Source organism: Cyclobacterium roseum (assembly GCF_010119225.1).
Taxonomy (GTDB): Bacteria; Bacteroidota; Bacteroidia; order Cytophagales; family Cyclobacteriaceae; genus Cyclobacterium; species Cyclobacterium roseum.
In genome coordinates this window covers 77968-104785 of sequence record NZ_WNKF01000001.1, presented here as the reverse complement: position 1 = coordinate 104785, position 26818 = coordinate 77968, and the positions used below count along the sequence as shown (strand labels likewise).

Annotated in this window: 18 protein-coding genes and 1 tRNA gene; 9 read left to right on the top strand and 10 right to left on the bottom strand. The window is 46.1% G+C overall.

Annotated features, from left to right (window positions below; translation table 11 throughout):
* Positions 1-547 precede the first annotated feature (547 nt).
* From GJQ68_RS00350 to GJQ68_RS00340, 3 genes are read right to left on the bottom strand one after another with little or no spacing between them, the layout of a single operon-like run.
* Positions 548-1594, bottom strand: coding sequence for an SMP-30/gluconolactonase/LRE family protein (locus GJQ68_RS00350; RefSeq protein ID WP_162415330.1), 1047 nt, complete (start codon positions 1592-1594; stop codon positions 548-550).
* On the bottom strand, positions 1594-2760 hold the full coding sequence (locus GJQ68_RS00345) for an aldose epimerase family protein (protein WP_162415329.1): 1167 nt from the start codon (positions 2758-2760) through the stop codon (positions 1594-1596). Before GJQ68_RS00345 ends, GJQ68_RS00350 begins: the two co-directional genes overlap by 1 nt.
* Positions 2757-4601, bottom strand: a complete 1845-nt coding sequence (locus tag GJQ68_RS00340) for a glycoside hydrolase family 2 protein (RefSeq protein ID WP_162415328.1) — start codon at positions 4599-4601, stop codon at positions 2757-2759. The genes GJQ68_RS00345 and GJQ68_RS00340 overlap by 4 nt, the downstream gene beginning before the upstream one ends.
* A 165-nt stretch (positions 4602-4766) precedes the next feature.
* On the opposite strand from GJQ68_RS00340, the gene GJQ68_RS00335 reads away from it, so the two are divergent.
* From GJQ68_RS00335 to GJQ68_RS00325, 3 genes are all read left to right on the top strand, one after another.
* Entirely contained in the window at positions 4767-7838 is a 3072-nt protein-coding gene (locus GJQ68_RS00335; RefSeq protein ID WP_162415327.1) for a PVC-type heme-binding CxxCH protein, read from the top strand.
* Positions 7839-8025: 187 nt separating this feature from the next.
* Entirely contained in the window at positions 8026-14454 is a 6429-nt protein-coding gene (locus tag GJQ68_RS00330) for a PKD domain-containing protein (protein WP_162415326.1), read from the top strand.
* The gene (locus GJQ68_RS00325) at positions 14451-15482 is read left to right on the top strand and encodes a PorP/SprF family type IX secretion system membrane protein (RefSeq protein ID WP_162415325.1); all 1032 of its coding nucleotides are present in this window, start codon (positions 14451-14453) and stop codon (positions 15480-15482) included. Before GJQ68_RS00330 ends, GJQ68_RS00325 begins: the two co-directional genes overlap by 4 nt.
* Here the strand turns inward: GJQ68_RS00325 and GJQ68_RS00320 are convergent.
* Positions 15479-16741, bottom strand: coding sequence for an alpha/beta hydrolase family protein (locus tag GJQ68_RS00320; protein WP_162415324.1), 1263 nt, complete (start codon positions 16739-16741; stop codon positions 15479-15481). The genes GJQ68_RS00325 and GJQ68_RS00320 overlap by 4 nt on opposite strands.
* A gap of 199 nt (positions 16742-16940) precedes the next feature.
* Here GJQ68_RS00320 and tyrS point away from each other — a divergent pair, with 199 nt between their 5' ends.
* From tyrS to GJQ68_RS00300, 4 genes are all read left to right on the top strand, one after another.
* Positions 16941-18230, top strand: coding sequence for a tyrosine--tRNA ligase (gene tyrS, locus GJQ68_RS00315; protein ID WP_162415323.1), 1290 nt, complete (start codon positions 16941-16943; stop codon positions 18228-18230).
* A 57-nt stretch (positions 18231-18287) separates the two neighbouring features.
* On the top strand, positions 18288-18986 hold the full coding sequence (locus GJQ68_RS00310) for a TetR/AcrR family transcriptional regulator (RefSeq protein WP_162415322.1): 699 nt from the start codon (positions 18288-18290) through the stop codon (positions 18984-18986).
* Positions 18987-19124: 138 nt separating this feature from the next.
* The gene (locus tag GJQ68_RS00305) at positions 19125-19325 is read left to right on the top strand and encodes a hypothetical protein (RefSeq protein WP_162415321.1); all 201 of its coding nucleotides are present in this window, start codon (positions 19125-19127) and stop codon (positions 19323-19325) included.
* A gap of 154 nt (positions 19326-19479) precedes the next feature.
* Positions 19480-20247: an SDR family NAD(P)-dependent oxidoreductase gene (locus tag GJQ68_RS00300; protein ID WP_162415320.1), complete on the top strand. Its 768-nt coding sequence runs from the start codon at positions 19480-19482 to the stop codon at positions 20245-20247.
* Here the strand turns inward: GJQ68_RS00300 and GJQ68_RS00295 are convergent.
* From GJQ68_RS00295 to GJQ68_RS00275, 5 genes are all read right to left on the bottom strand, one after another.
* A complete protein-coding gene (locus GJQ68_RS00295; protein WP_162415319.1) occupies positions 20244-21197 on the bottom strand; it encodes a YihY/virulence factor BrkB family protein in 954 nt (317 codons plus the stop codon). The two genes, GJQ68_RS00300 and GJQ68_RS00295, sit on opposite strands and share 4 nt — an antisense overlap.
* A 79-nt stretch (positions 21198-21276) precedes the next feature.
* Positions 21277-21834 (bottom strand): 1-acyl-sn-glycerol-3-phosphate acyltransferase, encoded by a 558-nt coding sequence (locus tag GJQ68_RS00290; protein ID WP_162415318.1) that lies wholly within the window; start codon positions 21832-21834, stop codon positions 21277-21279.
* On the bottom strand, positions 21831-22634 hold the full coding sequence (locus GJQ68_RS00285) for a patatin-like phospholipase family protein (RefSeq protein WP_162415317.1): 804 nt from the start codon (positions 22632-22634) through the stop codon (positions 21831-21833). Before GJQ68_RS00285 ends, GJQ68_RS00290 begins: the two co-directional genes overlap by 4 nt.
* 39 nt (positions 22635-22673) lie before the next feature.
* Positions 22674-23621 carry an acetyl-CoA carboxylase carboxyltransferase subunit alpha gene (locus GJQ68_RS00280; protein ID WP_162415316.1) on the bottom strand — a complete coding sequence of 316 codons (948 nt, stop codon included), beginning with the start codon at positions 23619-23621 and terminating at the stop codon, positions 22674-22676.
* A gap of 88 nt (positions 23622-23709) precedes the next feature.
* The gene (locus tag GJQ68_RS00275; protein WP_162415315.1) at positions 23710-24363 is read right to left on the bottom strand and encodes an ABC transporter ATP-binding protein; all 654 of its coding nucleotides are present in this window, start codon (positions 24361-24363) and stop codon (positions 23710-23712) included.
* A gap of 247 nt (positions 24364-24610) precedes the next feature.
* Between GJQ68_RS00275 and sucC the strand changes: the two genes are divergently transcribed.
* Positions 24611-25825 carry an ADP-forming succinate--CoA ligase subunit beta gene (sucC, locus tag GJQ68_RS00270; protein WP_162415314.1) on the top strand — a complete coding sequence of 405 codons (1215 nt, stop codon included), beginning with the start codon at positions 24611-24613 and terminating at the stop codon, positions 25823-25825.
* Between the two features lie 38 nt (positions 25826-25863).
* A tRNA-Arg gene (locus GJQ68_RS00265) sits at positions 25864-25937 on the top strand.
* A gap of 114 nt (positions 25938-26051) precedes the next feature.
* Here the strand turns inward: GJQ68_RS00265 and GJQ68_RS00260 are convergent.
* A complete protein-coding gene (locus GJQ68_RS00260) occupies positions 26052-26471 on the bottom strand; it encodes a transposase (protein ID WP_162339870.1) in 420 nt (139 codons plus the stop codon).
* Positions 26472-26818 lie beyond the last annotated feature (347 nt).

The following is a 26818-nucleotide window of genomic DNA, read 5'->3' as shown; positions in this document are numbered from 1 at the left end:
CGGGTAGCACCTTGATTAGGTAAATGGGGATACGAACGGAAAGCTGGTTTGTGTACGTTTGAATGGTCGGTATCTTACTTTAAAAGCCTTGCCTTCCCCAACCCGATTACGTCACAAAATTTCAGTGACTCGTCCTGAAATAGGTTTACGCAAATAATGAGGTAAATGGAAAAAAAGAGTAAACCTAATTTAGGACAATGGTGCGTCACCCGGCCTGAAACTGGTCAAAAGACAAAAAAATCCCCCTTGCCCCCTTGATAAGGGGGAATTGTAACCGTTCGGATTAACGGAATTCAAAAAACTTACCATCTCTCTGCCCGATTACATCACTCCATTTAAGCAGAAAACACCCTTTTCAGACACGAAAAAAAACCCTACCCCTCCGCGGAGGGAATTGTAACCGTTCGGGATTACGAAATTCAAAAGCCTTGCCGTCCTTCAGCCCGATTACATTACCTAAATTCAATCTCCTTCCTTATCCTGAATCCCTGGATAGGCAACGCTGCGGGACGTTGATCCTCCAAGTATAGCGACCACCATCCCACTCCTATTTTAGGGCAATGCGCGCTACATAACTATCGGCCGTGACAAAGAGCATATCTTCTTTTTCGTTTAATGCCACATTGGAGCAAAGTTCTCCGAGACTCAACCTTCCCAATACCTGCCCCTCCTGATCAAAGACCCAAACCCCGCCGGGGCCGGTAGCAAAGACGGTTCCGTCGCTGCTAACTTTCAGACCGTCCGGTAGGCCGGGCTGGTTTGCTAACACTTCACTAGCATCATAATAAATCTCTCCTTCGGTGGGAAATCCATTTTCATCCAGGGAATACCGGTACCAATAGGGTTTTTCCGGGTCTGAATTAGCAATCAACAATCCCTTTCCATCCGGTAAAAAGGCCAATCCATTGGGACGGGAAAGGCTGTCCAATAGCAAATCCAATTCGCCGGTGTTGGAGTAACGATACACGCCTTGAAATGGGATGGCTTTTGCGGGATCATCCATTCTGGATTCCAGCCCATAGGGCGGGTCCGTAAAATAAAGATTCCCATCCGCATCGTAAACGGCATCGTTAGGACTGTTAAATGGCATGCCTTCGTATTCGCCGACGATGGTTTCAAAATTGGATGCGGGTTGGTCTAAAGGAGCCAGCATCCTTGCCATCCGCCGGTCTCCATGCTGGCAAAGCACCAGGTTGCCTTGAGGATCGAGCAACAAACCGTTCGACCCCAATTCCCCTCCCCGACTTCCATCTCCGGTAAATCCGGCCGGATCCAGGTAAACTTGCGGGGCTTCTCCTTCTTTCCAGGAATGCACTTTATTGCCTGGAATCTCCGAAAACAGCAACATGCCTTCGGAGGGAATCCACAAAGGCCCTTCCGTCCAGGCATAGCCACTGCCAATAATAACGGTCCTGGCTTCCGGGTCAATAATAGCACTCAACGCATCTTGTGCATCGAAAATCTCCAGGGGAAGGAACGCTTCCTGTACGGTAGCATCGGCCGGGTCCTGGTCTGTCGTATTTTTCGTGGAATTACCCGAACAGGCCGATAGAAACACCAGCAGTACAAAGCCTACTATTTTCCGAGATTCCATTAGTCAATTACTGAAAATTTGTAAATACATTCGTGGGTGTACGTCTCTTCTGGATTCAAGGTCACCGACGGAAATTCCGGTTGATTGGGAGAATCCGGGAAAAACTGGGTTTCCAGGCAAATAGCTCCCCTCTTGGCATAGGTTTTATCTCCCTTGGAGGCAGAGGTTCCGTCCATAAAATTTCCGGTATACACCTGAACCCCGGGTTGGTCGGTGTAGACTTCCATTTTCCGGCCATTTTCAGGCACCCATACCGATGCCGCTAAAATGGTTTCATCGTTCCCTTCTTCTCGATTAATCACCCAGTTATGATCGTAGCCTCCGCCCTTCTGCAACTGCTCGTAGTCATCGTCTATTCTTTCTCCTATCAAATGAGGTTCTGTAAAGTCCATCGGCGTACCGGCCACTGGACGCAATTCACCCAAAGGGATTAGCACCTCGTTTACGGGTGTGAAGCGGTCTGCATTCAATTCCAGCATGTGGTTGTTGACATTTCCTTCCCCATGACCGTTCAGATTGAAAAACGAGTGGTGGGTCAGGTTCACAATGGTCGGTTTGTCCGTTTCGGCTTCGTAGGTGATTTTAAACTCGTTGTCATCGGTCAGGTAATAATTCATCAATACGGTAAGCTCTCCCGGAAAACCGGCCTCTCCATCCGGAGAAACGTACTTCATGGCCAGCTTCTGATCGGTTGCTTCCAGTACCTCCCATACCACAATGTGATAGCCCCCCGGCCATCCATGCAGGTTGTTGGGTCCGTTATTGGCTTCCAGGGTGTAGGTCTCGCCATTGAGTGTAAATTGGGCATCGGCAATGCGATTGCCGTACCGGCCTATGGGCGCGCCATAATAGGAAGTAGGGCTATTGATGTAATCTTCCAGGTTGTCATATCCCAGCACCACATCTTCCAGGTTTCCGCCGCTATCCGGAGCAAAAAGCTCCACCACCCGGGCACCGAAGTTGGTGACGGTCATTTCCATGCCATTGGCATTGGTCAGCCGGTATAATTTCACTTCTTTTCCGTCGATTGTTTTTTCAAATTTTGCTTGGTCCATTTTCGATAGGGTTTTGGTAGTTTGCTCTTCTTCCACTTGTTGCTTTTCTGCTGGCCCGCAGGCTAGCAGCAGTCCCGAAATGGCCAAGGCACTAATGAAGGATATTCTCATTTCATAGGGATTTTAATAGTGTATAATTCCTGGTGCTTGTTCCGCAAAAAGGCGGGGTCAAACTTGATTACTTTCCGGTCATAGGTCATCAATCCGTTTACTTCTACTTCCACGTCGGTAGTTTGCGTGTAGATGGCCGCCGACAGGCCTCTTGGGATCAAGGGTTTCAGGTCCCGGATCAAGCGACTGTAGCGCTCCTGTAGCTCTGATTCATTCTTAAAGCTCTGGTAGCCCCAGTTGTCTTTCTCCTGCCAGGTGTGTCCATCTACCGGCAAGCCCAGGCCGCCATATTCTCCCAGGACGATCACCTGTTCCTCGCCCCAAATTTGGGGATCCGGCATGACCGGGTCCGGATAGTTGTGCATGTCCATGATCTGTCCTTTCAGGGTGTAATTCCCTCCACTGGCACCATTTACCAGGCGGCTGGGATCGTAATCTACTGTCCATTGCACGATTTCATCGGTATCAAACTGCCCCCAGGCCTCATTAAAGGGCACCCAAACCACAATAGAAGGAAAATTGTAATTGGCATCCATGATGGCTTTCCATTCCTTCCTGAAAATTGCTTCCGATTCATCCGTCCGGTCCTTCTCGGTTCCTTTCCCAACTACCCCTGGTCTAGATTCCCAGCGATTTCCCATGTCTCCGCTGGGCATGTCTTGCCAAACGAGCACTCCCATCCGGTCGCAATGGTAATACCAACGGGCGGGTTCGACTTTCACATGCTTCCGGATCATGTTGAAACCCATATCCATGGTTTTCTGAATATCAAAAAACAATGCTTCGTCCGTAGGTGCTGTATACAAGCCGTCCGGCCACCAACCCTGATCCAGGGGACCGTACTGGAAAACAAATTCATTGTTTAGCATCATCCGCTGAATGCCATCGGCATCCTTTTCCATACTTATTTTACGTAAAGCAGTATAGCTGTTTACCTGATCTACTTCCTTTTTACCCTCCATAAGGGTTACTTCCAAATCGTATAAAAAGGGATTTTCCGGACTCCATATTTGAGGATCATCCAGGGTGAATACCGCTTCCTGCTGGCTAGCGACAATGGCTTCTCCCACTTGCACCTCATCTGACAGCAGGCGGACGCGGACGCGGTGATTTTCCCCAGGGGAGGAAATATTGGTTTGCACCCGGATTTGATTATTGTCAACGTCTGGTGTGTTTTTCAGGGAAGCGATGTATTGGTCGGGAACCGCTTCCAGCCAAACCGTCTGCCAGATGCCCGTAACCGGTGTGTACCAGATGCCCCGGGGTTCATTTACCTGCTTGCCTCTGGGCTGCGGTCCCTCGTCGGTAGGATCCCATACCCGAATGGCAATAGATTGCTTTTTTCCGGATTGCAGGGATTCACTGATTTCAAAGGAAAAAGGATCGTAACCGCCCTGATGCACGCCAACGGACTGTCCATTGACAAAAACTTCCGCTTCCCAATCGACTGCCCCAAAGTGCAAAAGCACCTTTCCGCGACGCATGGATCGTTCGATTTCAATGTCCCGGAAATACCATAATTCCTGGTCCTTTCCTACCCGGCTACCCACACCTGACAAGGCCGATTCGATGGGGAAGGGCACCAAAATCTCCCCCTCATAATCCTGGGGCATGCTAGCCCCTTTGGCTGCCAGGGCATAATTCCAAAGCCCGTTTAGATTGGTCCAGGCATCCCGTGTCATTTGCGGTCTGGGGTACTCCGGAAGCGGATTGGCCGGGTTAATTTCTTCCGCCCAGGGGCTTAGAATTTTGGCATCCACCGGGCTCCAGGTTTCCTGCTGGCCAATAGCCGGCAAGCTAAGGAGTAAGGTAATTAGCCATAAGGTAAGAATAGATTTCATAGAATCGGTTAGGTTTACGTAATTGATTTTAAAAATTCTGATTTTAGTAAAAGAGTAAGGCGAAAATATTAAAAAATATGGATAATGACACTGAATCTAAGGTTAAATTCCATAATTTAATGCGGCCTTGCAAAACAAACGTTCGTCCATCATGCTAAACTTCAAATGATTATCCCCATTCCTTTTTACACCCCAAAATACAAATGCTTTTCCATCTCCCTGGGCCTGATGGTAATCCTTCTGATCGATTGTGAGCAGCCAGAGAAATTTGAGCATTCCCTGGCCGCCAATGAGGACGTGGCACGATACATGGAAAATTTTGAAGGCAGAGGAGACCTGACCGATCCCGATTCCCGTCCCACGGACCCAGAAAAATCGATTCAGGCCTTCCAATTGCCGGATGACTTAAAAATAGAATTAGTTCTAAGCGAGCCGGATATTGTCCAACCTATTCACATGAGTTTCGACCAGCGTGGCAGGCTGTGGGTCGTGCAATACCACCAATACCCCTACCCGGAGGGATTAAAAATTACTTCGATAGACAACCATACCCGTGTAAAATTTGACCGGGTACCGAAAGCACCACCGGAAGGGGTAAAAGGAGCAGATGTCATCTCTGTCTTTGAGGACAAGGAGGGTGATGGAACGTTTTCCCATGCCTTTGATGCCATAGAGGGTTTAAATATTGCTAGTTCCGTGGCGTTGGGCAGAGACCGGATTTGGGTTTTAAATCCACCCTACCTGCTGGCTTATCCGGACCCGGATGGAGACGGTAAACCGGACACAGCGCCGGAGATTCATTTGGAAGGCTTTGGACTAGAGGATACCCATGCCATCGCCAATAGCCTTCAATGGGGCCCGGACGGATGGCTTTACGGGGTTCAGGGAAGCACCACCACCGCCAACATCCGGGCTGAAAACAGCAATCCCGTTTCCTTTCAGGGGCAGGCCATCTGGAGGTACCATCCGGAAAACAAAACCTTTGAACTGTTTGCGGAAGGAGGAGGAAACAACCCCTTTTACCTGGAATTTGATCGGAAAGGCCGGATATTTTCCGGCTCCAACGGCTATGGCCGCGGTCCGTATTACAAGCAAGGCGGCTACTATGTGAAAAGCTGGGGCAAACACGGAGCCTTAACCAATCCGTATGCGTTTGGCCACCTTCCCAATATGCCTTTAGATGGTGAAAAAAAGCGGTTTACCCATGCGGTAATGATCTATGAAGGAGATCTTTTACCGGCTGCTTACCACCACAAAATGATGGCTCTCAACCCGCTGCATCATTATGTCCAACTAAGCACCTTCCAGCCATCGGGATCTTCTTTTACTACCCGGGATGAAAAGTTGCTGGTAGAAACGACGGACAAATGGTTTCGTCCGGTGGATATTAAAACCGGCCCGGATGGGGCCGTTTACCTGGCCGATTGGTATGACAGCAGGCTCTCCCATGTGGATCCCCGCGATACCTGGCACAAAAGCAGCGGCAGGATATACCGCATCCTACCCAAAGACACCTCTCTCAGGAAAGAAGCCTTTGATTTGGCTCGTGCCGATTTAGCGGAACTCACTGAATTATTAACGCACCCGAACAAGTGGTTTCGCCAACAAGCCTTACGACAATTTGCTGACCGAAAAGATTCGGCTGCCCTGTCAGCATTGCATTCATTATTTGAATCAGAAAACCCTCAGCATGCCCTGGAAGCCTTATGGGCGATTCATTTGTCCCAGGGTTTTGAAGATACGTTTATCATAAATGCCTTAAACCATAATGACCCCATCGTACGATTGTGGACCTACCGACTGGCAGGAGACCAACAGGCGGTAAGTCCGGTGGTGTTGCAGGAAATGACTGCAAAGGCAAGACAAGAGGAAGATGCGGAAGTGAGCGGGCAAATCGCCTCCACAGCCAAACGGTTACCAGCAGAGCAAGCCCTTCCCTTATTGAAAGCTTTGATCCAGTCAAATCCGGATGTGGAAGATCCGGATATTCCCTTGCTAACGTGGTGGGCACTGGAATCCAAGGTTACCGGAGATCTACCGCTGGTTTTGGACTTTTGGAAAGACCCTCGAATCTGGGAAAGTCCCATAAGCAAGACGCATTTGGCTGGACGTATGATGCAGCGCTTGATTCGGGCGGATCAATACGATGCCGCTACCCAATTGCTTTCGCTTTCTCCGGATGAGTCCTTCGATCAGGTATTGATAGCTGGTTTTTACGAGGGTCTGGTAGGCAGGGATTTAGTGAACCTCCCAAAACCGCTCTTGAATAAGGTTTCAGAAAAAGAAAAGGATACCCAGCCCTTTGAGCTAGCGTTGCGGTCCGGTGACTTTACAAATCTGGACGAGGCCATCGAGCTAATCGCTGACAGCGAGCAAGCCTTAAATGCCCGGTTAAATATGGTTCATTTGCTAGGGGAACTACAGCCAGCGGCGGCCCTGCCGGTCTTAGTTAATCTCATTGAATCCGGTGCCAGTCCGGGATCCCTCAAGCAGGCCTCCATTCATGCTTTAAAGAGATTTGACAGTCCGGAAATTGGAAAAACAATGGCCTCTATTTATCCGGGAATTCGGGCAGATGCCTACGTTCGGGAAGAAGCCATCCGGTTATTTAGCAGCCGGCCGGAATGGGCCAGGGCATTTTTAAAGGAAATAATAGAGACGAAAGTAATCCACAAAGAAGACGTTCCCTATTCCCTTGCTCGTCATTTTCACTCGTTGGATGACGAAGTTGTCCGTCAAAAAGCAGTGCAAATTTGGCCGGAAACCAAATTGATGACTTCCGAGGAGAAAAACAAAGCCATATCAAACTACAAGGCTATTCTAAAATCCGGGCAAGGAAATGCTATTGCCGGAAAGCAGGTTTTCGCTCAAAACTGCGGTAGTTGTCATCGAATGGATGAAGGAGGAGGTGCTATCGGTCCTGATTTGACGGGCTATAACCGCAGTGATTTGGATTACTGGTTGCTCCACACCGTTGATCCAAATGCAGCCATACGAGAAGGGTACGAAACCATGGAGGTCAGGACCAAAGATGGAAGGACCATTTGGGGGAAGTTGGAGAACGATGAAGGGGAAACCAAGCACCTGGTTCCGCCTTTGGGGGGCAAAGGGGAATTCCTTTCCGGGAATGACATCCAAACCATGGAAATACAGCAGGTTTCCATCATGCCTGAACGGCTTCTGGAACCCTTGAACGATCAGCAGATCAAGGACTTATTTGCTTACATTCTAAAATAAATAGATAAAAAAAGAGGCTGTTTGAGCAAAATACTGACACAATTGCTTAATTTTGATTTTGAATGTAGTCATACTCATTAAAATGTATTTCTAATTATTAAATTTGTTTTTTATCGTGAATCATTTTTTTAGAAGGATCTTTTTTAGGCCAAAATTAAAGGGAAGTTTGTGGGTAATGGCTTCGCTAATGGTTATTTTTTCTATTATACAATCCAAAGGAAACGGCTGGAACTTCTTTGCCCCCATTACCATCACCGGGCAGGAGGATGTGAGCATCTATTACGATGAAACGAAAGAAATAACGCTTGACATGCTTACCATTGATTATGGTGGGGACCCGGATGACCTAACCATTCAGGTGGAACCCGGGACTGGCTACACTAATACAGGGAATTCTATTAACCGCACCATCGAATACGACCAAAAATGGGATGCCGCAGGAGAAGAAATTTCGGTAAATGTTCGGGTAAGTGATGGGGCGGATCAGGCGGATTTTGAATTAACGGTGCTGGTCATCCCTCCATTGACCCAGACCAGATATGAAGAAAACCCTTGCATGGGTATGATCACACTGGAAGTTAAAGCATATCGTCCAATTCCAGGAATTCCCTCAGAATCATTCCCAGTCACTTTTACCTTGGTAGATTTGGAGGGAAATGTCATTGAAGAACAAATTTTCACCAGTTCCTTTCCGGGGCAAGGAACCGCCTCCGCTAAATTTGATTTTGAAGAGTTGGATCTAAATAGAATTGGGACGTATGATGTAATTGTAGAAGATAATTTAGGTCGAGTTTTTAACAAGCAAGTTGGTCCACTTGGCGAAGCTTATTCCATTAATTTTGATATTAATGTATCCGGCCCTTTATGTGCTGAAGATCCCGGCGGAGTAGTGGAGTATATTTTATATAATGCCGAGGCGCCTCTAATGTCATTTATTATTTATGATGAGGATAACAACATTGTAAGGGACACTTATGAAATAATTAGTCTGACAAGTGATTATCTGGTAATAAATTCGGATAATATCGGGGCAGGAAATTTTACGATGGAGGTAATTGATAGACTTGGCTGTATGGGTTCGGAGGAATTTGAAATTGTTTTACCTGAGCCTATTGTAGCGACGGAAACCATTCAGAATCCCTCTTGTTTTGGAGAAAGTGACGGTCAGATAGACCTTTCGATAAGCGGAGGCTGGTCCCAACCTTTTGATGGCAGTCCGATCGAAGCGGCAAGGGACTATTCCATTCAGTGGTACAACTCCTCCGGTGACGAATTGGGTACCGGCACCAACAGCCCAATCGAAACCGCGGGTGAGATCGTAGGCATGGAAAGCGTTCTTTCCGGACTGCCTGCAGGTAGTTATTATGCTGAGATCACTGAAAGCGTCCGACGTTTTGAAATCCCCGATGCCGATCCGCTGGTATGTGCTTTCGTTACGCCTATCTACGTAGTTGAAGGTCCGGAACCCCTTGATTTGGGTGCAGTTGCCAACGACATTTCTTGCCATGGAGCCGGAGATGGGTTCCTATCCATTTCACCTACCGGAGGCACGGAAGCCTACACCGTCAACTGGTACGAAGGCAACTTTGCGGATCTGGATGCGCCGGATGCTTCGGGGCTTAGTCCTTTGCCAGAACAAGGAGGGGAAGGCTCCTTCCAACGTCAGGGAATCCCTGCAGGTGACTATGCCGTGTGGTTGACCGATGCCAACGGATGTTTTATCGCCGAAAACTTTAGCATTTCGGAACCCGATCCCCTTTCTATTGTTGAACGAACGGATCTTCGGGAAAATGTGCAGTGCTTTGGAGAAGAAAGCGGTACCATAGTGGTAGAAGTAGATGGGGCTACCACTTCTCCCTATTTCTTTGAGGCATTTAAAGATGGGGCCGCCACCGCAATCACAGCTGACCCCATCGTTTCCCTGGGCTTTAGCCCGGTATATTTTACGGAGCTTCCGGCTGGGGAATACCGGATTCGGGTTACTGACTCCAATGGGTGTACGTTTGATATTGATGGCATCTTGATCGAGCAGCCCGCTACAGGGTTGGTGATAGAGGAGCCTGTTATCTCGGATTACAACGGATTCGCTATTTCTTGCGCCAATGCTTCCGATGGAAGCATTGAATTGACCATAACCGGAGGAGCAGGATCCTTGGAATACTTATGGACGGGCCCTGGTGGCTTTGAATCGACAGAAAGGGATATTTACGACTTGTCGCCGGGCCAATACCAGTTTTTAGTGACCGATGAAAACAACTGTACGGCCACCATTGGTTCCATCGAAATGATCGCTCCTCCCCCGCTTACATTAGATGCGAATATCCCATTGTATAATTTGTTCGAAATCAGTTGCAATGGCAGTGAAGATGGAAGCATTACTTCCCTTCCAAGCGGGGGAACCGGTAATTACACCTTTGATTGGACGGGTCCGGATGGCTTTACCGCTGCCGGTCCTGCCATTGATAACCTTGGACCCGGGCTTTATTCTTTGACCGTCACCGATGAAAATGGCTGCTCCGCCCAGGCTGATTATAACTTGGAACAACCGGAACCGCTCGGCATTAGCGAAAATCCAGATGAAAGGGAAAATATCACATGTTTTGGGAATGATACCGGAGCCTTAACCATAAGCCTCGTTCCAAGCCTACCTCCATTTGAACTTGAACTGGGACTTACGGGGGAGACCGACCCCCTTCGAACCATTACCAATTTTTCGGAAGAAATGTATGAATTCAGTGCTTTGGAAGCGGGAAATTACTGGGTGCGTGTTCGGAACATCAACGGCTGCACGGATATCGTAGAAGACATTCCAATCACGCAACCGGCTATCGGCCTGGAGTTTAGTAATGTAATGGTCTCGGATTATAATGATTTTGAAATCTCCTGTGCCGGCGCCAATGATGGATCCATTTCCCTGGAAGTAACCGGCGGTCAGGGCGATGTCAATTTTTCCTGGACCGGACCGGGTGGCTTTACTTCAGAAAGCAATGTCCTCACTGATTTGGCTCCCGGTAGCTATGAATTGCTGGTAACGGACGAATCTGGCTGTACACTCGCTGAAACCTTTGAGTTGACCGAGCCTGAAGCCTTAACGGTATCGGAGGACATTTCTGATTTTAATGGTTTTGGCATTCAATGTCATGGCGGAGATCAGGGGTTCATAACGCTTTCTCTCTTGGGAGGGGTGGCTCCCCTGTCCATTAATTGGACCGGACCGGGTGGCTTTGTATCCAGCGAACCCGCTCTAGAAAATCTGGAAGCAGGCCTGTATGAAGTTTCCATTACCGATCAAAATGGCTGCGAGATAAGCAGCAGTTACAACCTGTTGGAGCCAGAAGAACTGGAAATAATAGAACTAGCTGAGGAGAAGATAGACGTAGCTTGTTTTGGACAAGAAACCGGCCAGCTTGGTGTAAGCTTAAGCAGGGCATCCACCGGCCCGTACCAATTTACCCTTGAAAATTCAGACGGAACGATCACCCGCGAGGAGCTTTCCAATCCGGATACTACCTGGATCGTGGAAAACCTTCCCGCTGGTACGTATCGCGTTCAGGTAACCGACGGAAACGGGTGCCAGCAAGAAATAAACGATTTGGAAATCACCCAACCCGAAGAAGGTGTGCAAATAGAATCCATTGACGTATCGGATTACAATGGCCTCAATATCAGCTGCTTTGGTGCTGGGGATGGATTTATCGAGGTACTTGTCACCGGTGGTTCCGGAAATTATGATTTCTCCTGGACTGGCCCTGAAGGCTTTTCCTCTGACCAGGCTGTCATAACCGATCTGGGTCCGGGTACTTATCAGCTAACGATTGCTGATGAAAATGGATGTACGCTATCCGAAACAGTGGATTTAACCGAACCGGAGGTTTTAGCCCTTTCCGAGGAAATAGCTGACTATAATGGCTTTGCCATCCAATGTAATGGAGGTAATGAAGGTTTTATCAATTTAACCCTCTCCGGAGGGGTAGAACCGCTGTCCATTAGCTGGAGCGGTCCGGATGGTTTTAGCTCCAGTCAACCTTCAGTGGAAAATCTGGCTGCAGGTGTCTATGAGCTGACAGTCCTGGACCAAAACGGATGTCAAATAAATCGTACCTACACTTTGCAGGAACCGGAAGCCCTGGAAATCAAAGAGTTGGACGACGAAAAAATTGATGTGGCTTGTTTTGGACAAGAAACGGGACAATTGGGAGTAAACTTGCTGCAAACTTCTCTGGCACCCTATCACTACCGCCTACTGGACGAGGAAGGATCTATCATAAGGGAACTGGAAGACAGCAACGATACAAATTGGATAGTAGAAAATCTTCCGGCAGGAACCTACCGGGTTCAGGTAAGCGATGGAAACGACTGTTTAGAGGAGCTATCAGACCTGGAAATTACGCAACCAGAAGCAGGCGTACAAATCGATTTTATTGATATATCGGAGTATAATGGATTTAATATCAGTTGCTTTGGTGCTGGTGACGGATTTATAGATGTGACGGTTTCAGGCGGCTCCGGAAATTACGCCTTTTCCTGGACCGGACCCAATGGATTCAGTTCGGATGAAGCCAGAATCGAAGGTTTGGAACCGGGAACCTATCAGGTAACCCTGACGGATGAAAATGGCTGCGCTATCCGTTCGGAAGCGTTGGAAATTCTTAGTCCGGAGCCGCTGGAAATAAATCCGGAACTTTCCGAATTCAACGGTTTTGAAATTAGTTGCTTCGAGGCAGCCGATGGATTCGTCCGCCTGGCAACAGATGGAGGAACGGGTACCTATACCTACACCTGGAGCGGTCCGAATGGTTTTTCTTCGGAGGACTCCGAGATTTCCGGTCTTTCTCCCGGCACTTATGAAGTCCTGGTTCAGGATGAAAACGGGTGTGACGTCCGACAAGCGTTTGTACTCAACCAGCCTGAAGCACTGACGGTAGACCTAACCAACCAGGTGGATGTTTTATGTTTTGGAGAAGCGACCGGGTCCATCGATATTGCCGTAGGTGGCGGTGTGCCAAACTCCTATGTCTTTGAATGGAGGCGGGATGGAGCGGTGATCGAATCAACATCCCAAAACCTGGATGCCATTCCGGCAGGAAGCTATTCGTTAACGGTGACCGATGCCAATGGATGTACCGCGAGAATCCCTGAAATCAACATCTCGCAACCGGATGCAGCCCTTGAGCTTACGCTTAATCAAACTCCGATTTCATGTTACAATGCCAATGATGCAAATCTCTCCGTGGATATCGAGGGAGGGGTTGAACCCTACCAGATCAGTTGGAATATCGGTTCCACTCAAAGAGAGTTTACTGGTATCGGACCAGGCTTTTATCAGGTAACCGTCACCGATGCGAATGGCTGTACCCAAATCAGGGATACGGTCATTGAAGACCTTCCGGTTTATGAAATCAGCCCTGAGGTCGTTCCGATTTCTTGTCACGGCGCCGCAGATGGTAGCATATTATTGAATCTGGAAGGAGGCGAAGCCCCGGTAAGGGCCGTTTGGGATCATGGCCCGGAACAGTCCTCTTTGTATAATTTAGGACCGGGTGAATACCGCGTGGTGGTGGAAGATGCCAAAGGGTGCACCATTGAACAAACCTTCAACATCGTAGAACCGGATCTGCTGGTAGTAGTAGAACAAATACAGGACGCCCTTTCTTGTGAGGATGGACAGAGTGGATCCATCGACCTGATTGTTTCCGGAGGCACGCCACCCTATGCTTACAATTGGAGCAATGGAGCTACTAGTCCCGGAATTTCAGGCTTGACCAATGGTACTTACTCGGTGGAAATAACCGATCAATCCGGATGTTTTGTAAGCCAGTCTTTTCGGGTAAACCGGCCTGCTCCCATTGTTATTGATATGGTTTCTACTACCTCGACTAGTTGCGAACCCAGGGAAATCATGGAAACCTTTGAAATCAATGTAGATGGCGGGGTGGCTCCTTATGATATTCAATGGAGCAACGGGGAGGTTTCCGAAGATGGGTATCGCATGGAAACAGACGAACCGGGAACCTATTTTGTCACCGTAACAGATGGCTACGGCTGCGTTCAGTCCCGAAGTTTTGAAGTTGACAATAGCCAAATTCTCGTAGATGGTGACTTTGCCTCCAGCTCCTTTCCGATTTATGGTGAAAATCTGGTTAATTTTGACGTGCAGTTTATTAATAACAGCAGTGGAAACATCCGCTCTTATTACTGGGATTTTGGGGATGGGAACAATAGCCTGGAAGCGGCTCCCTTACATCGTTATCAGGAAGCTGGGCTATACCAGGTGGAACTGACCGCCTTTGATGCCTGGGGTTGCGAAACTTCCACCACCTTTGAAATTGAAATCCTGGATTACTTCCTGGAAGTGCCAAATGTTTTCAGTCCAAATGGGGATGGGATCAACGATTTCTTCTTTCCAAAATTTCTTTATATAGAAACGCTGTCGTTTACCATTATGAATAAATGGGGAGAGATCTTATTTCATACTGAGGAGTTGGATTCCCAGGGATGGGACGGTACCTATCGTGGGCAAAAGGCTATTCCCGGGAATTACATTTATAAAATTAATTTTACCACCACCGATGGCAGAACGTTTTCTGATACCGGTGCATTGATGCTGTTGGAATGAAGTACATACGAAGCGCAGCCCTGGTCGGCTGGTACCTATTAATGGTTTTTTCAGAGGCTAAGGGTCAGGATTTTCACTTTACCCAATTTTATGCCGCCCCCTTGAACCTGAGCCCGGCTTTTGCGGGTGCCATGGAAACCACCCGGGCAGGAGTTAATTACCGCAAACAATGGCCAGGTTTTGGCTATGATTTTAATGCCGCAGGTTTTTATTACGACACCTACTTTACCGAATCCAACATTGGCATCGGTCTTTCTGCCTCCCAGTTTACCGAATCCTTTTTAAAAATCCGCTCCGCCGACCTATCCGGATTTATTTCTTATCGGCTGAAATTGTATGAGGAGACTTTCTTGCGCTTCGGAGGGCAGTTTGGAGTGGTCAATAGAAGCTTGACGCTGCAGGAATTGGTTTTTGGGGATCAGATCGACCTGCTTACCCGCAGCATCAATCCCTCTACCATTGACCGGCTTCCCGGAGAGGACAGTAACTGGTACCCGGATATTTCCTTTGGAGCCCTGGTTCAGGGGACAGATTTCTGGTTTGGCCTTAGCAGTGCCCATGTCACCCAACCCAATATCGGCTTTCTGGATGATGGCATTGGAAATAACTTGCCGATTAAATGGGGGGTACACGGCGGGTATGTCAAAAACCTGGACAACCGTATGTTTAAAACCTATCCCATACGAAAGGTTTTCTCCGTTTCTTTTAATTATAAACGACAGGGCACTTTTCAGCAAATCGAAGTCATTCCGCAATTACAGGTAGAAAATTTTATTGGAGGCCTGGGCTTTCGAAATATTACCCGATTCAATGAGCTGCCCGACCAAAATTCCATCAATGCCGTTTTGGGTTTTAGTCTGCTGGATGGCATTACCATGGCCTACAGCTACGATTACATGCTAAACCGCTTTAGCAGCCCTGCCCACGTATCGCATGAAATCTCCATCTATTTTACCGATTTAAAAAAGAAACGGATGATGCAAACCATACTCCCCTGTCCTCCGGGCAATGCAAATTGGCGGTACTAAAAATGAAGATCCGCAAAATCCAGGTATTGCATCCAGTCGTATTCCAGCAAACCATGGCCGCCCGACCGGACATGGTAACCAATATGCCCCATTTCCGGATGATTTACCGCTGGCGGGGAGGATACCGGCATACCTTCCAGGTCAAAAAGCCTGTAAACGGGACTGGCGGCTACACAGGATAAGAATTCGCCTTTGGGATCCGCCCAGCGATCTTCTACCCCACTCGCTACATAGACCGGTCTGGGAGCCATCAGGGCAAGCAACTGATGCTGATCAATTGGTAATTCCATTTCCCTTTCGTTGTATTGATTAAAGTTCTCCGCAAACCAATGTGGAAAAGACCGGTTAATCCTTGCCACGGTTTCCCCGTATTGTCTTCTGGAAAGTGCCGCTCCCCCGCAGCCGGAATTATTGGAAATGACCAGGGCAAAGCGGTCGTCCATGGCACCAGCCCATAAAGCCGCCTTACCTAGGCGACTGTGACCCAATACCGCCACTTTTTCCGAATTTAGCCAGGATTCGGTTTCCAGATAGTCCATTACCCGGGAAAGGCCCCAGGCCCATCCGGCCACACTACCCCAGGATGCTGCGTCTCTGCTTTCCTCCGGAAAAAGGCCGTGCACGCCATTCTGAAAACCGTCGTCAAAATCCGGATCCAACTCCCCATAATACAGGCTGACCAGGCCATAGCCTCTCGCGACTATTTTCTCATAAGGCCAGTTTGAAATTCGTTTCCCCCTGCCAGCCTCGGAGGCTTTATTGTCACTACTCCCCATGGTTTCGTTGTTTCGAATCCAGGCAGTGGGAACGACAACCTGAGAATCAGTAGCAAGGGTATGGTTGCCATAGAAATTCAATCCCAGAAAAGCCGGTACCGACTTCCGGGTATTGGGGTAAAAAATAAGCAAATCCAATGGCAGGTCCTGACCGTTTCTTTTTAAGTGCAACCGTATCCCTTTCCGGGTAGCCTTTCCATCCATAAAATCCGGATTGACAAATAAAACCTCGGCTTCCAGTTCCCCATCCCATTCAGGCGACTTGCCATACACTTCTTTTTCAAATATTTTAAAAATTTCCTGCCTTCGGCTATTCCATTCCTCCAGACTGGTTACGGTATCACCATTGGCAAACAGCAAGGGATCAGGAAGCGAGTAAGAAGGCACTAGTCCCTCCTCATAGTTGGGCTCAAAATCCTGGGCTTGGATGGGTTGGAAAAAGATTCCACTACCTACTAGCAGACTAATGCAGAAATTTCTCATAAGGGCTATTCTTTGATACAAAAGTTATGAAAAAATTTTAATTTGGCAGGACTTATTTTTATAAATCCAGAAATGATAGGAATCATTTTTAAATGAAAGAGGGTTGGTGCAGGATAAGGCGCATAATAAGGACCATTCGTTCCCTCCTTTTCCACAGATAGCTTTATATTTGCGGTCGCAATAAACAAGCAGCGCAAGCATGAATGACTTTATAGAGGAATTAAAGTGGCGGGGGATGTTGCAGGACATGACCGCCGGTATTGAGGAACACTTAGAAAAAGGGCGGGCAACGGCCTATCTGGGCTTTGATCCAACAGCCGACTCCCTTCATATCGGCCACCTGGTGGGAGTCATGACCTTGCTGCATTTCCAAAGGGCAGGACACCAGCCGGTAGCACTGGTTGGCGGAGCTACCGGAATGATCGGTGATCCCTCGTTTAAATCGGCCGAACGGAACCTACTGGATAAAGAAACGCTGGATCGTAATATTGCCGGAATACAAAAGCAGCTGGGAAAATTCCTGGACTTTGGTTCAGAAAAGGCCAATAAGGCAGTCCTGGTCAATAATTACGACTGGATGGCTGACTTTTCTTTTCTGGAGTTTATCCGGGATGTTGGTAAATACGTTACGGTCAACTACATGATGGCCAAGGACTCTGTCAAACGCAGGCTGGAAGAGGGAAACGGCTTATCCTTCACCGAATTTACCTATCAACTCATACAGGGCTATGATTTTTACCATTTGTGGAAATTTCAGAATTGCAGCATACAGCTGGGTGGGTCCGACCAATGGGGAAACATTATCACGGGAACCGAACTCATTCGAAAAAAAGGAGGCGGAGAGGCCTTTGCCCTTACCGTACCCTTGATCACCAAGGCAGATGGAAGCAAGTTTGGCAAAACAGAGGGTGGAAGTGTCTGGTTGGATCCCGAGAAAACTTCACCCTATGCCTTTTATCAATTTTGGCTAAATGTATCCGATGAGGATGCATCGAAATACATCCGTATCTTCACCACACTCGATAGAAATACCATTGAGGAACTGGAAAAAGAGCATCAGCTTGCCCCACACCTTCGGCTGCTTCAAAAGGCCATTGCTAAAGAAATAACCATCCTTGTTCATAGTGAAGCCGACTATGAGATGGCGTTAAAAGCTTCCGTTATTCTTTTTGGGAAATCCTCCCTGGAAGATTTAGCAACTCTGGACGAACGGACATTTCTGCAGGTATTTGAAGGCGTACCAGTGATGGAAATCAACCGCAATGAGTACGATCAGATCGAAAACATATTGGAATTGCTTTGCAGGGATCAAACCATCTTTGCTTCCAAAGGCGAGGCCAGAAAGTTAATACAGGGAGGCGGGCTTTCTATCAATAAGGTAAAAATCACGGATCCACAGTCAAAAAACGAGGTTCCGCTGCTTCAGGACAAATACCTGCTGGTACAGAAGGGCAAAAAGAACTATTTTATCATTACCGTTCGTCATTAAACAAATCTTTTGCAAAAATTCTAGAAAGACAACTCCAACCAAACCCAATCAACCAATATGGGTGTTTACGAGAGACAACAAAAGGAGAAAAAAATCCTGGAAGCAGCCATACGGCTAGTTGGCGAAAAGGGACTTCATGCCACTACGGTAGATGAAGTTGCGAAAAAAGCAGGCATTAGTAAAGGCCTGGTTTATTTCTACTATAAGAGTAAAGAGGATCTGTACATGGCGATCACTAAAAAGGGCTTCGATGAACTAAGGGAATTATTTCATAAGTCCTTTGGAAAATCAAAAGAAAAAACCGGCTTGGAAGTCATGACGGATTTGGCAGAGAGCTACCTTGCCTTCGCCAGGGAAAAAAATGTCTTTCACGACGCCGTCCTCCATTTTTTAGGACTCCTAGACCAATACCGGGTGGATAAAGAAATGGTTAATCCCCTTATCCGGGATAGTCAGTTTTTTACCAAACTGGTTCAAAGTCATCATGACCTAGCCAAACTGGGCATCAAGGCGATTTCTACAGGCATTAAAGACGGAAGCATTAGGCCTGATTTGCACGCAGAGAGCACATTTTACACCTTGTGGAGCATGATGATTGGATACTGTCGGATTTCCGGATCAATCTCCCTGGAGCCGGGTGAAATAAAAATCAATACAGAAAGCTGGAAAAATGGATTCAAAAGACTATTTTTTGAAATCCTGAAAGGAAGTAATACTCCTTCTGTAAGTGCCCCCGTGCAAGGAAAATTGTTTTAGGAGCTTCCCTTCTTACCAGAAACCCGGTCATTCGAATCTTAAAATAAGCACACAGGCAAAACTAAATCATAGGTTTAAACGATTAGGCACCTTTCTTGTTCTAACTTTGTAAAGCATGTTTAATCAAACCAAAATATCATGGATTTAGTAATAGGCGCTTTATTTGTTTTTGCCATTGTACTGGCACTTTATTTATTATTTAAACGTATTTTTAATAAACGGAAGGACAAGGTCGACCAGACACAGGAATTGGCCTCTAAAGAGGTCATAGGCAAGGAAGTCTCCAATTTTGACTCCGATTCCAAACGGAAAGACGAGCCATCAGATCACAAGGAGTAATCATTGGATCTGCCATCCCACAGGACGATCATGTGAAATGGTCAAAAAAAAATTGATCGGCAAGCATGATAAAAGGCATAATAGTGGATTAAATTCGTAAGAATAGTTTAAATTGAACATAAAATAATATCCCGATTTTTCGACCAATAATAATATGGATTTAAGCACACTATTTTCCCTTCAAAATAAGGTAGCCATCATCACCGGTGCCAGCAGAGGCATTGGATTTTCGATTGCTCATTATTTTGCCGCCGCCGGAGCCAAAGTCGTTATCAACAGCCGGAATCAGGAGCGGCTGGATGAAGCAACGCGTCGATTAAGGGATAAAGGGTATGAAGTAACGGGGATTGCCAATAATATAGGGGATCCGGAAGGCCGCCAAAACCTTATAAATCAGACCGTTGAAAAGTATGGGCAAATAGATATTCTTGTCAATAATGCGGCCACTAACCCGGTTTACGGGCCAATTGAAGAAACCGATCTCTCGTTGTTTGATAAAATATTGGACGTGAACCTGAAAGCACCATTCGAACTTTCCAAACTCAGCCTTCCTTTTTTGAGGCAATCCTCCACTCCGTCTATCATTAATGTGAGCTCAATTGCGGGTTTGTCTCCCGAAAAAGGACTGGGCCTTTACAGCGTTAGCAAATCTGCTTTGGTTTCCCTAACGAAGGCATTTGCCAAGGAGTGGGGAGCATACAACATTCGTGTGAATGCCATTTGCCCCGGATTAATCAAGACAAAGTTTAGTGAGGTTTTGTGGTCTGATGAGGCAATCAAGGAAAATTTTCTTTCTCAACTACCGTTAAAACGAATTGGTGAGGAAGGGGAAATAGGCGCAATGGCATTGTTTCTGGCCTCACCGGCATCCAGTTATACAACCGGAACCATTTTTACCGTGGATGGTGGTTTTAATGCCTAAGAATGGATAGGCTCCCCTTCTTCGGGTTCATCCTCGTCCAGTTCGATTGTCTGTATCTTAACTGCCTGTTTAATCGGCGTAATATGTCCACCGACATTCTCCGCAATAAAATAGGTCAATTGAGCTCCAAACAGAAAAATGACTGCTGAATAATATACCCAGATCAAAATGATCACCAGCGATCCGGCCGTTCCGTAATAGCTTCCCACATCGGCATTGCTCATGTATAAGCCAATCAGGTATTTGCCAAGGCCGAATAACAGCATGGTGACAAAAGCTCCCAACCAAACGTCTTTCCAATTGACCACCGCATCCGGTAATATTTTATACATTAGCCCAAACACCAAGATCAATATTCCCTGCGTAACGAAGAAATTGATGACCGACGCTAGCCGTAAGGTACCACTATCGAAAAGCTCTGAGAAATAATTTAAAAAGATGACGATTAATGCGTCCGCTACCAAAGATGCCAGTAATAAAAATCCGATGGAAGCCACCATTGAAAAGCTTAGTAAGCGGTTTATAATAAATTTTAAGATGCCTTTTTCTGGTTTAGACTTTATTCGCCAGATATGATTGATGCTGTTTTGAAGACTTACAAATACTGTCGTAGCTGAAAAAACAAGTACCCCGATTCCCAGAATCCTGGCATAAATACTCTGTCCGCTGACCGAAACATTTTGCATGACAGCATCGAGGGTATTGGCACTATCGTCCCCAATTAATTCTGAAACCTGGTTGAGCAACTCATCTTTCACGGTACTTTCACTATACAAAACCGAGGCGATGTTAAGAACAATTATCAGCAAGGCAGGTAATGAAAAAATGGTATAGAAGGCAGTGGATGCGGCAAAAGTGATGGAGTTATTCTTTCCAAATTCCTTAACGCTGTCTATTAAAATTTCAAAAACAGTATAGTTTTTTAGCTTCTTAAATTTTCGCTTGATCATAAAAGAGGTTGATTTTATCTGAAAAATGTGGTTCAAAAATCATTCCTCAAATCCCTAAAAGAACTTAATATTTAAAATCTTAGCGAATGCCCTGTTCAGGGTGTTTTCCTGTAATGGTTCTTCCAAACGCTTTCATCTCGTCTATTTGTTCATCCATTTGACCATTGGGAACAATCACCGGCCCAATTCCGGCCAGTTTCCTTTTATAATCAAGAAATCCCACCACCACGGGCACGCCTGCCCCCTGGGCTATATGGTAAAATCCCGATTTCCATCTGGGAACGTATTTCCGGGTACCCTCAGGTGTGACCATGATGACCAACTCCTCCCTATCCTTTAACATTTGAATCATTGCTTCGGTATAGGTCTGTTTTCTTCTTCCTGGCCTCCGGTTTCGGTCGATGGATATGCCGCCAAGTGCCTTGATCAACCAGCCCAGCGGTCCTACCATAACTTCCTTTTTTATGGTAAACCTGACCGGTACGTCCATCAGGTAAAAGGCAGATCTTGCATACAACAAGTCCCAGTTGCTGGTGTGGGGTATGGCGATCAATACGGCCTTTTTCAGCCCTTCAGGCCATTGGCCGGAAATCTTCCAACCTGTTATCCAAAATATAAAGCGAGCAAGTAGCTTCATGGCCTGATAGAATCCAAATTTTGATTACCGAGTGCTGTCAGTTGGGGGGAATCTTCTAAATATTCCCGGCAAGAAGCATATCCTGCCGCATAAATATCTTTGGCCCTCTTTATTTCCAATACGCCAAAACTGGCGAGACCAGGGGGTTCAATAAAGTAATCGCATAAATTCCTCCTGCTATACACATTGTAATTCATGGATAAAATCACTGATCTTTCGATTAATGCCTTGATATGGCTGATAGTTTGTAGCTCGGGTAAGTGGTTGCAATTCACGCCAATAATCGTTTGGCACTTATCTCTCAGAGGCTCCACGGGCAGGTTATTCAACACACCTCCGTCTACATACAAGGCTCCATCCAGGGAAATCGGCTCGAACATTCCCGGAATACAGGAAGAAGCCATTAGCTTTTGAATGATGGATCCCTCTGAAAAGTAAACCGTTTGTCCGGTCAAGATATTGGTAGACGCTATATACGTGGGGATTTCTAAAGCAGAAAAGTCATCTACCGGGATGTATTTTGCAAAAAGGCCTTCGAAAAGATCCATTTTCAGAAGTGCCTTGAAGCTGATCGCCGGTTTGAAAAACTTAAAATAGTTTGTTTGAACGATGATATCCAGAATCTGCTCCGGTTTGTATCCGGAGGCATACATAACGGCTGCAATCGCCCCTGCACTGCTGCCAGACAAGTAATCCGGGTATATCCCTTTTTCGTTCAATGCCTGTAGCACTCCCAGGTGGGCAATTCCCCTCACCCCACCACCGGAAAGAACAATGCCTATTGAATGGTTGTGTTTCAAAATGATGTACTGGATTTCGGAGGGTATGATTTACCCTGGTTATTCATTAACAACACCCATGGAGCAGAATTTATCAATCCGTGTCACGATCCGTTTGTCGGGATTGATTTTGTCCAATTCCTTTAGCGATGTAATGATGGTTTTTTTCATTCGGGTGGCCATATCCTGCATGTTTCGGTGGGCTCCTCCCAGTGGTTCTTCTATAATGGCATCAATCAGGCCATTAGCCTTCATGTCAGGACTAGTTAGCTTCAGTGCTTCGGCAGCTTGTTCTTTATAATCCCAGCTCCGCCATAAGATGGAGGAACAGGATTCCGGTGAAATAACCGAGTACCAGGTGTTTTCGAGCATAAAAACCTTGTCACCAATAGCGATCCCCAGCGCACCTCCAGAGGCACCTTCCCCAATCACGATACAAATAACCGGAACTTTAAGCTTAAACATCTCCCGAAGGTTTCTGGCGATCGCCTCCCCTTGGCCGCGCTCCTCTGCTTCAATACCCGGAAATGCACCAGGAGTGTCAATCAGGGTAACGATGGGCTTTTTAAATTTCTCCGCCATCTTCATCAACCGCAGTGCTTTACGGTATCCTTCGGGATTCGCCATTCCAAAGTTTCTTTCCTGGCGCTGTTTGGTATTCCTGCCCTTCTGCTGACCAATAAACATAACTGTTCGGCCATCCAGATCTCCCAATCCTCCGATCATGGCTTTATCGTCTTTCACCGTACGATCGCCATGCAATTCGATAAAATTATCGGTCATTTCGTAGATGTAATCCAAGGCATAAGGCCTGTCACCATGACGGGAAAGTTGTACCCGCTGCCACCTGGTCAGATTCTGGAAAGTCTCTTTTTTTAAGCTATGAAGTTTTTCTTCCAGCGATTGAATATCAGCCGATAAGTCAACGTTTTTCCCCTTTGCCAATTGAATCATTTCGTGAAGTTTATGCTCCAGATCAGCAATAGGTTTTTCAAATTCTAATACCATAAAGTGCAGTTTTGAAGTTACAAAGATAAAAATTAATTTTTGAAACCACCGTTAACCTTTATCAAAGATACCGGATATCGTTTTCATTTTATCTTAAAATTTTCCCATCTTCCATGGTAAGCATGCGATCCGACATTTCGGCAAGTCCCTGGTTATGGGTTACGATGATAAACGATTGGCCAAACTCATCCCTTAATTTGAAAAACAGTTCGTGCAAGGCCTGCGCATTTTGCGTGTCCAGGTTACCACTGGGCTCGTCTGCAAAAATCATATCCGGATTGTTGACCAATGCCCTGGCGACTGCCACCCGCTGTTGCTCCCCGCCAGATAATGCCGCCGGTTTATGCGATAGCCGGTTTTGGATGCCCAGCAATTTAGCCAGCTCTTCGGTTCTCTTTTTAAGCGTAATTTCGGTTTTTTTTCCCATCAGTCCCGGGATCATGATATTTTCCGCTGCCGTAAATTCGGGTAACAGGTTATGAAATTGAAATATAAACCCGATTCTGTTATTTCTAAAAGTAGCCAATTTATCTCCATTTAATTTCAACAAATCCAGGCCTTCCACTTCCAGATTGCCGGAATCTGCTTTATCCAGGGTTCCCAATATATGTAGCAAAGTACTCTTTCCAGCACCCGAAGCACCGACTATCGAAACAATCTCCCCCTTTTCAATGGAGACATCTACTCCTTTTAAAACGTGAAGTTCACCGTAATATTTATGAATGGATTGTGCAATGAGCATAGACAGGGGTACTATATTAAAAGGTATTGAAATAAGAGAACATGGGTAAAATTAATCAAAAATTTAAAAAAGCAGGACACGGTCTTCGTTAATCGCCGGCAATTTTGGTATTCTTCTGATTTATAATGGTATAGCCTTTTTATTAATAGAATAGAACGACAATCTTTCCCCGTTTGGCCAAAAAGGCCAAAGCAAACCTTGAATTATCGGACATTTGACATTAACTTCGGGCAAAAATTTGATCCGAATGAATATACACGAATATCAAGCCAAGGAAGTTTTAAAATCTTACGGAGTAAAAATACAGGAAGGAATCGTAGCAGACAGTCCCGAAGCAGCCTTAGAGGCTGCAAAAAAGCTGAATGCAGATACCGGCACTTCCTGGTACGTGTTAAAAGCGCAGATCCACGCTGGAGGAAGAGGAAAAGGGGAGATAAAGGAAACCGGCTCACGAGGGGTGGTTTTGGCCAAATCGCTGGAAGAGGTTCCGGAGAAGGCAAAAAATATATTAAACGGAACCCTTGTAACCATCCAAACTGGTGAGGACGGAAAATTGGTGAAGAAAATTTTGGTAGCCCAGGATGTTTATTACCCTGGAAAATCAGAACCAAAAGAATATTACCTGTCCATCCTGCTTGACAGGGCCACGGGCAGTAACGTAATCATGGCATCCACGGAAGGCGGAATGGACATTGAGGAGGTAGCTGAGCATACCCCTGAAAAAATTATTAAGGAGTGGGTAGATCCATCTTTGGGTATTCAGGCCTACCAGGCAAGAAAAGTGGCTTTCCAACTTGGTTTGGAAGGAAATGCTTTTAAAGAGATGGTCAAATTTATTCTGGCCTTGTATGCGGCTTATGATGCTACCGATGCCTCACAATTCGAAATCAATCCGGTATTAAAAACCTCTGATGATCAAATACTCGCTGTAGATGCAAAAGTAAACCTGGACGACAATGCTCTTTTCAGAAACAAGTCTCTTGCAGCGATGCGGGATATTGCCGAAGAGGATCCGTTGGAAGTAGAAGCCGGGGAATCAGGCCTGAACTATGTCAAACTTGATGGGAACGTTGGCTGTATGGTTAACGGCGCAGGTCTGGCAATGGCCACCATGGATATGATCAAACTTTCAGGTGGCGAACCAGCCAATTTTCTGGATGTTGGAGGAGGGGCTAATGCCCAGACGGTAGAAGCTGGATTTAGGATAATCCTTAAAGATCCCAAAGTAAAGGCCATACTCATCAATGTCTTTGGAGGTATCGTTCGTTGTGACCGGATTGCTACAGGGGTGGTGGAAGCCTACAAATCAATCGGAGACATACGCGTCCCCATTATCGTTCGATTGCAGGGAACCAATGCCGAGGAGGGTGCGAAAATAATCGATGAATCGGGCCTAAAAGTTACCTCTGCCATTACTTTAAAAGAAGCTGCAGAAAAAGTACAAAATGTACTGAAACCTTAAATAAATTTTATTACTTTTGCGCCACACTAACGCAAAAGGCACCCGTAGTTCAACTGGATAGAATATCGGATTTCGGCTCCGAGGGTTGAGGGTTCGAATCCTTCCGGGTGTACAAAAAAGCCTCCTTTTAACCAAAAGGAGGCTTTTCACTTTTCTACATCACAAGCCACGTCACCCTATTACTAATAATGATGGGGAGCCATGATATAGATGGATTAGCGGGCTATCAGGCCTCTTTAATCCACTTGAATAAGGTTTGATAGGTAACACCTGTCTCTTTACTAAAGTCGGCTTTTGTTTTACCTTCTGCTTCTGCTTTTTTCCAGGCTTTGAGGATATTCGCTTTTTCCTGATCTGAATAAGTTCTCCTTCCCCTACTCATTGGCTTGTCACCTTTACCTTCTACTCCATAAATAAACTGAAGTAAACCAATAAATTTTGAAGCCTCATTTTTAGAATGAATTCCAAGCTCACCCAGGTCAGCAAGTGCAGTATCTTTTACATTCTTTGTAACGAATGGATGCGTGCCCTTCTTGTGTGCTTCATCTATTGAGTGAAATACGTTGCCTTCTGCATCTTCCATGTAAACGATAGCATCTGATTTTGAAAGATCTGCATACTTGTTTAAAAACTCCTGAATAGTCATTAATAAATTGATTTTAATTGATCGATATATAAATAAACTTTATTTCCGCCAAATATACAAATAAATTATTATACCCTAACACAATACAATTTAATTCTATATAAAAAGGTATGGTTATCTAATTTCGTATATCTAAATGAAAACTATATAAAGCAAAAGCTGTTCCAATCCTGCGAATTAAAAAGCTTGCCATTTACTGAAATCCAAACTAACATTTTCCTTCCGGACCATTTCCCAACCGCCCAGGCCATTCTTTCATACTTCTCATACCTTTTTCTGATTTCTTTAAAAAAAAATTGTCTTTGATTTGGATGTTTAAAACTAAATGGTTAAGTTTATTTCGTTCT

Bases quoted from the DNA above. Each gene is read 5' to 3' on its own strand.
- GJQ68_RS00350 (WP_162415330.1), bottom strand. From the start codon at position 1,594: ATGGAATCTCGGAAAATAGTAGGCTTTGTACTGCTGGTGTTTCTATCG.
- GJQ68_RS00345 (WP_162415329.1), bottom strand. From the start codon at position 2,760: ATGAGAATATCCTTCATTAGTGCCTTGGCCATTTCGGGACTGCTGCTA.
- GJQ68_RS00340 (WP_162415328.1), bottom strand. From the start codon at position 4,601: ATGAAATCTATTCTTACCTTATGGCTAATTACCTTACTCCTTAGCTTG.
- GJQ68_RS00335 (WP_162415327.1), top strand. From the start codon at position 4,767: ATGATTATCCCCATTCCTTTTTACACCCCAAAATACAAATGCTTTTCC.
- GJQ68_RS00330 (WP_162415326.1), top strand. From the start codon at position 8,026: ATGGTTATTTTTTCTATTATACAATCCAAAGGAAACGGCTGGAACTTC.
- GJQ68_RS00325 (WP_162415325.1), top strand. From the start codon at position 14,451: ATGAAGTACATACGAAGCGCAGCCCTGGTCGGCTGGTACCTATTAATG.
- GJQ68_RS00320 (WP_162415324.1), bottom strand. From the start codon at position 16,741: ATGAGAAATTTCTGCATTAGTCTGCTAGTAGGTAGTGGAATCTTTTTC.
- tyrS (WP_162415323.1), top strand. From the start codon at position 16,941: ATGAATGACTTTATAGAGGAATTAAAGTGGCGGGGGATGTTGCAGGAC.
- GJQ68_RS00310 (WP_162415322.1), top strand. From the start codon at position 18,288: ATGGGTGTTTACGAGAGACAACAAAAGGAGAAAAAAATCCTGGAAGCA.
- GJQ68_RS00305 (WP_162415321.1), top strand. From the start codon at position 19,125: ATGGATTTAGTAATAGGCGCTTTATTTGTTTTTGCCATTGTACTGGCA.
- GJQ68_RS00300 (WP_162415320.1), top strand. From the start codon at position 19,480: ATGGATTTAAGCACACTATTTTCCCTTCAAAATAAGGTAGCCATCATC.
- GJQ68_RS00295 (WP_162415319.1), bottom strand. From the start codon at position 21,197: ATGATCAAGCGAAAATTTAAGAAGCTAAAAAACTATACTGTTTTTGAA.
- GJQ68_RS00290 (WP_162415318.1), bottom strand. From the start codon at position 21,834: ATGAAGCTACTTGCTCGCTTTATATTTTGGATAACAGGTTGGAAGATT.
- GJQ68_RS00280 (WP_162415316.1), bottom strand. From the start codon at position 23,621: ATGGTATTAGAATTTGAAAAACCTATTGCTGATCTGGAGCATAAACTT.
- GJQ68_RS00275 (WP_162415315.1), bottom strand. From the start codon at position 24,363: ATGCTCATTGCACAATCCATTCATAAATATTACGGTGAACTTCACGTT.
- sucC (WP_162415314.1), top strand. From the start codon at position 24,611: ATGAATATACACGAATATCAAGCCAAGGAAGTTTTAAAATCTTACGGA.
- GJQ68_RS00260 (WP_162339870.1), bottom strand. From the start codon at position 26,471: ATGACTATTCAGGAGTTTTTAAACAAGTATGCAGATCTTTCAAAATCA.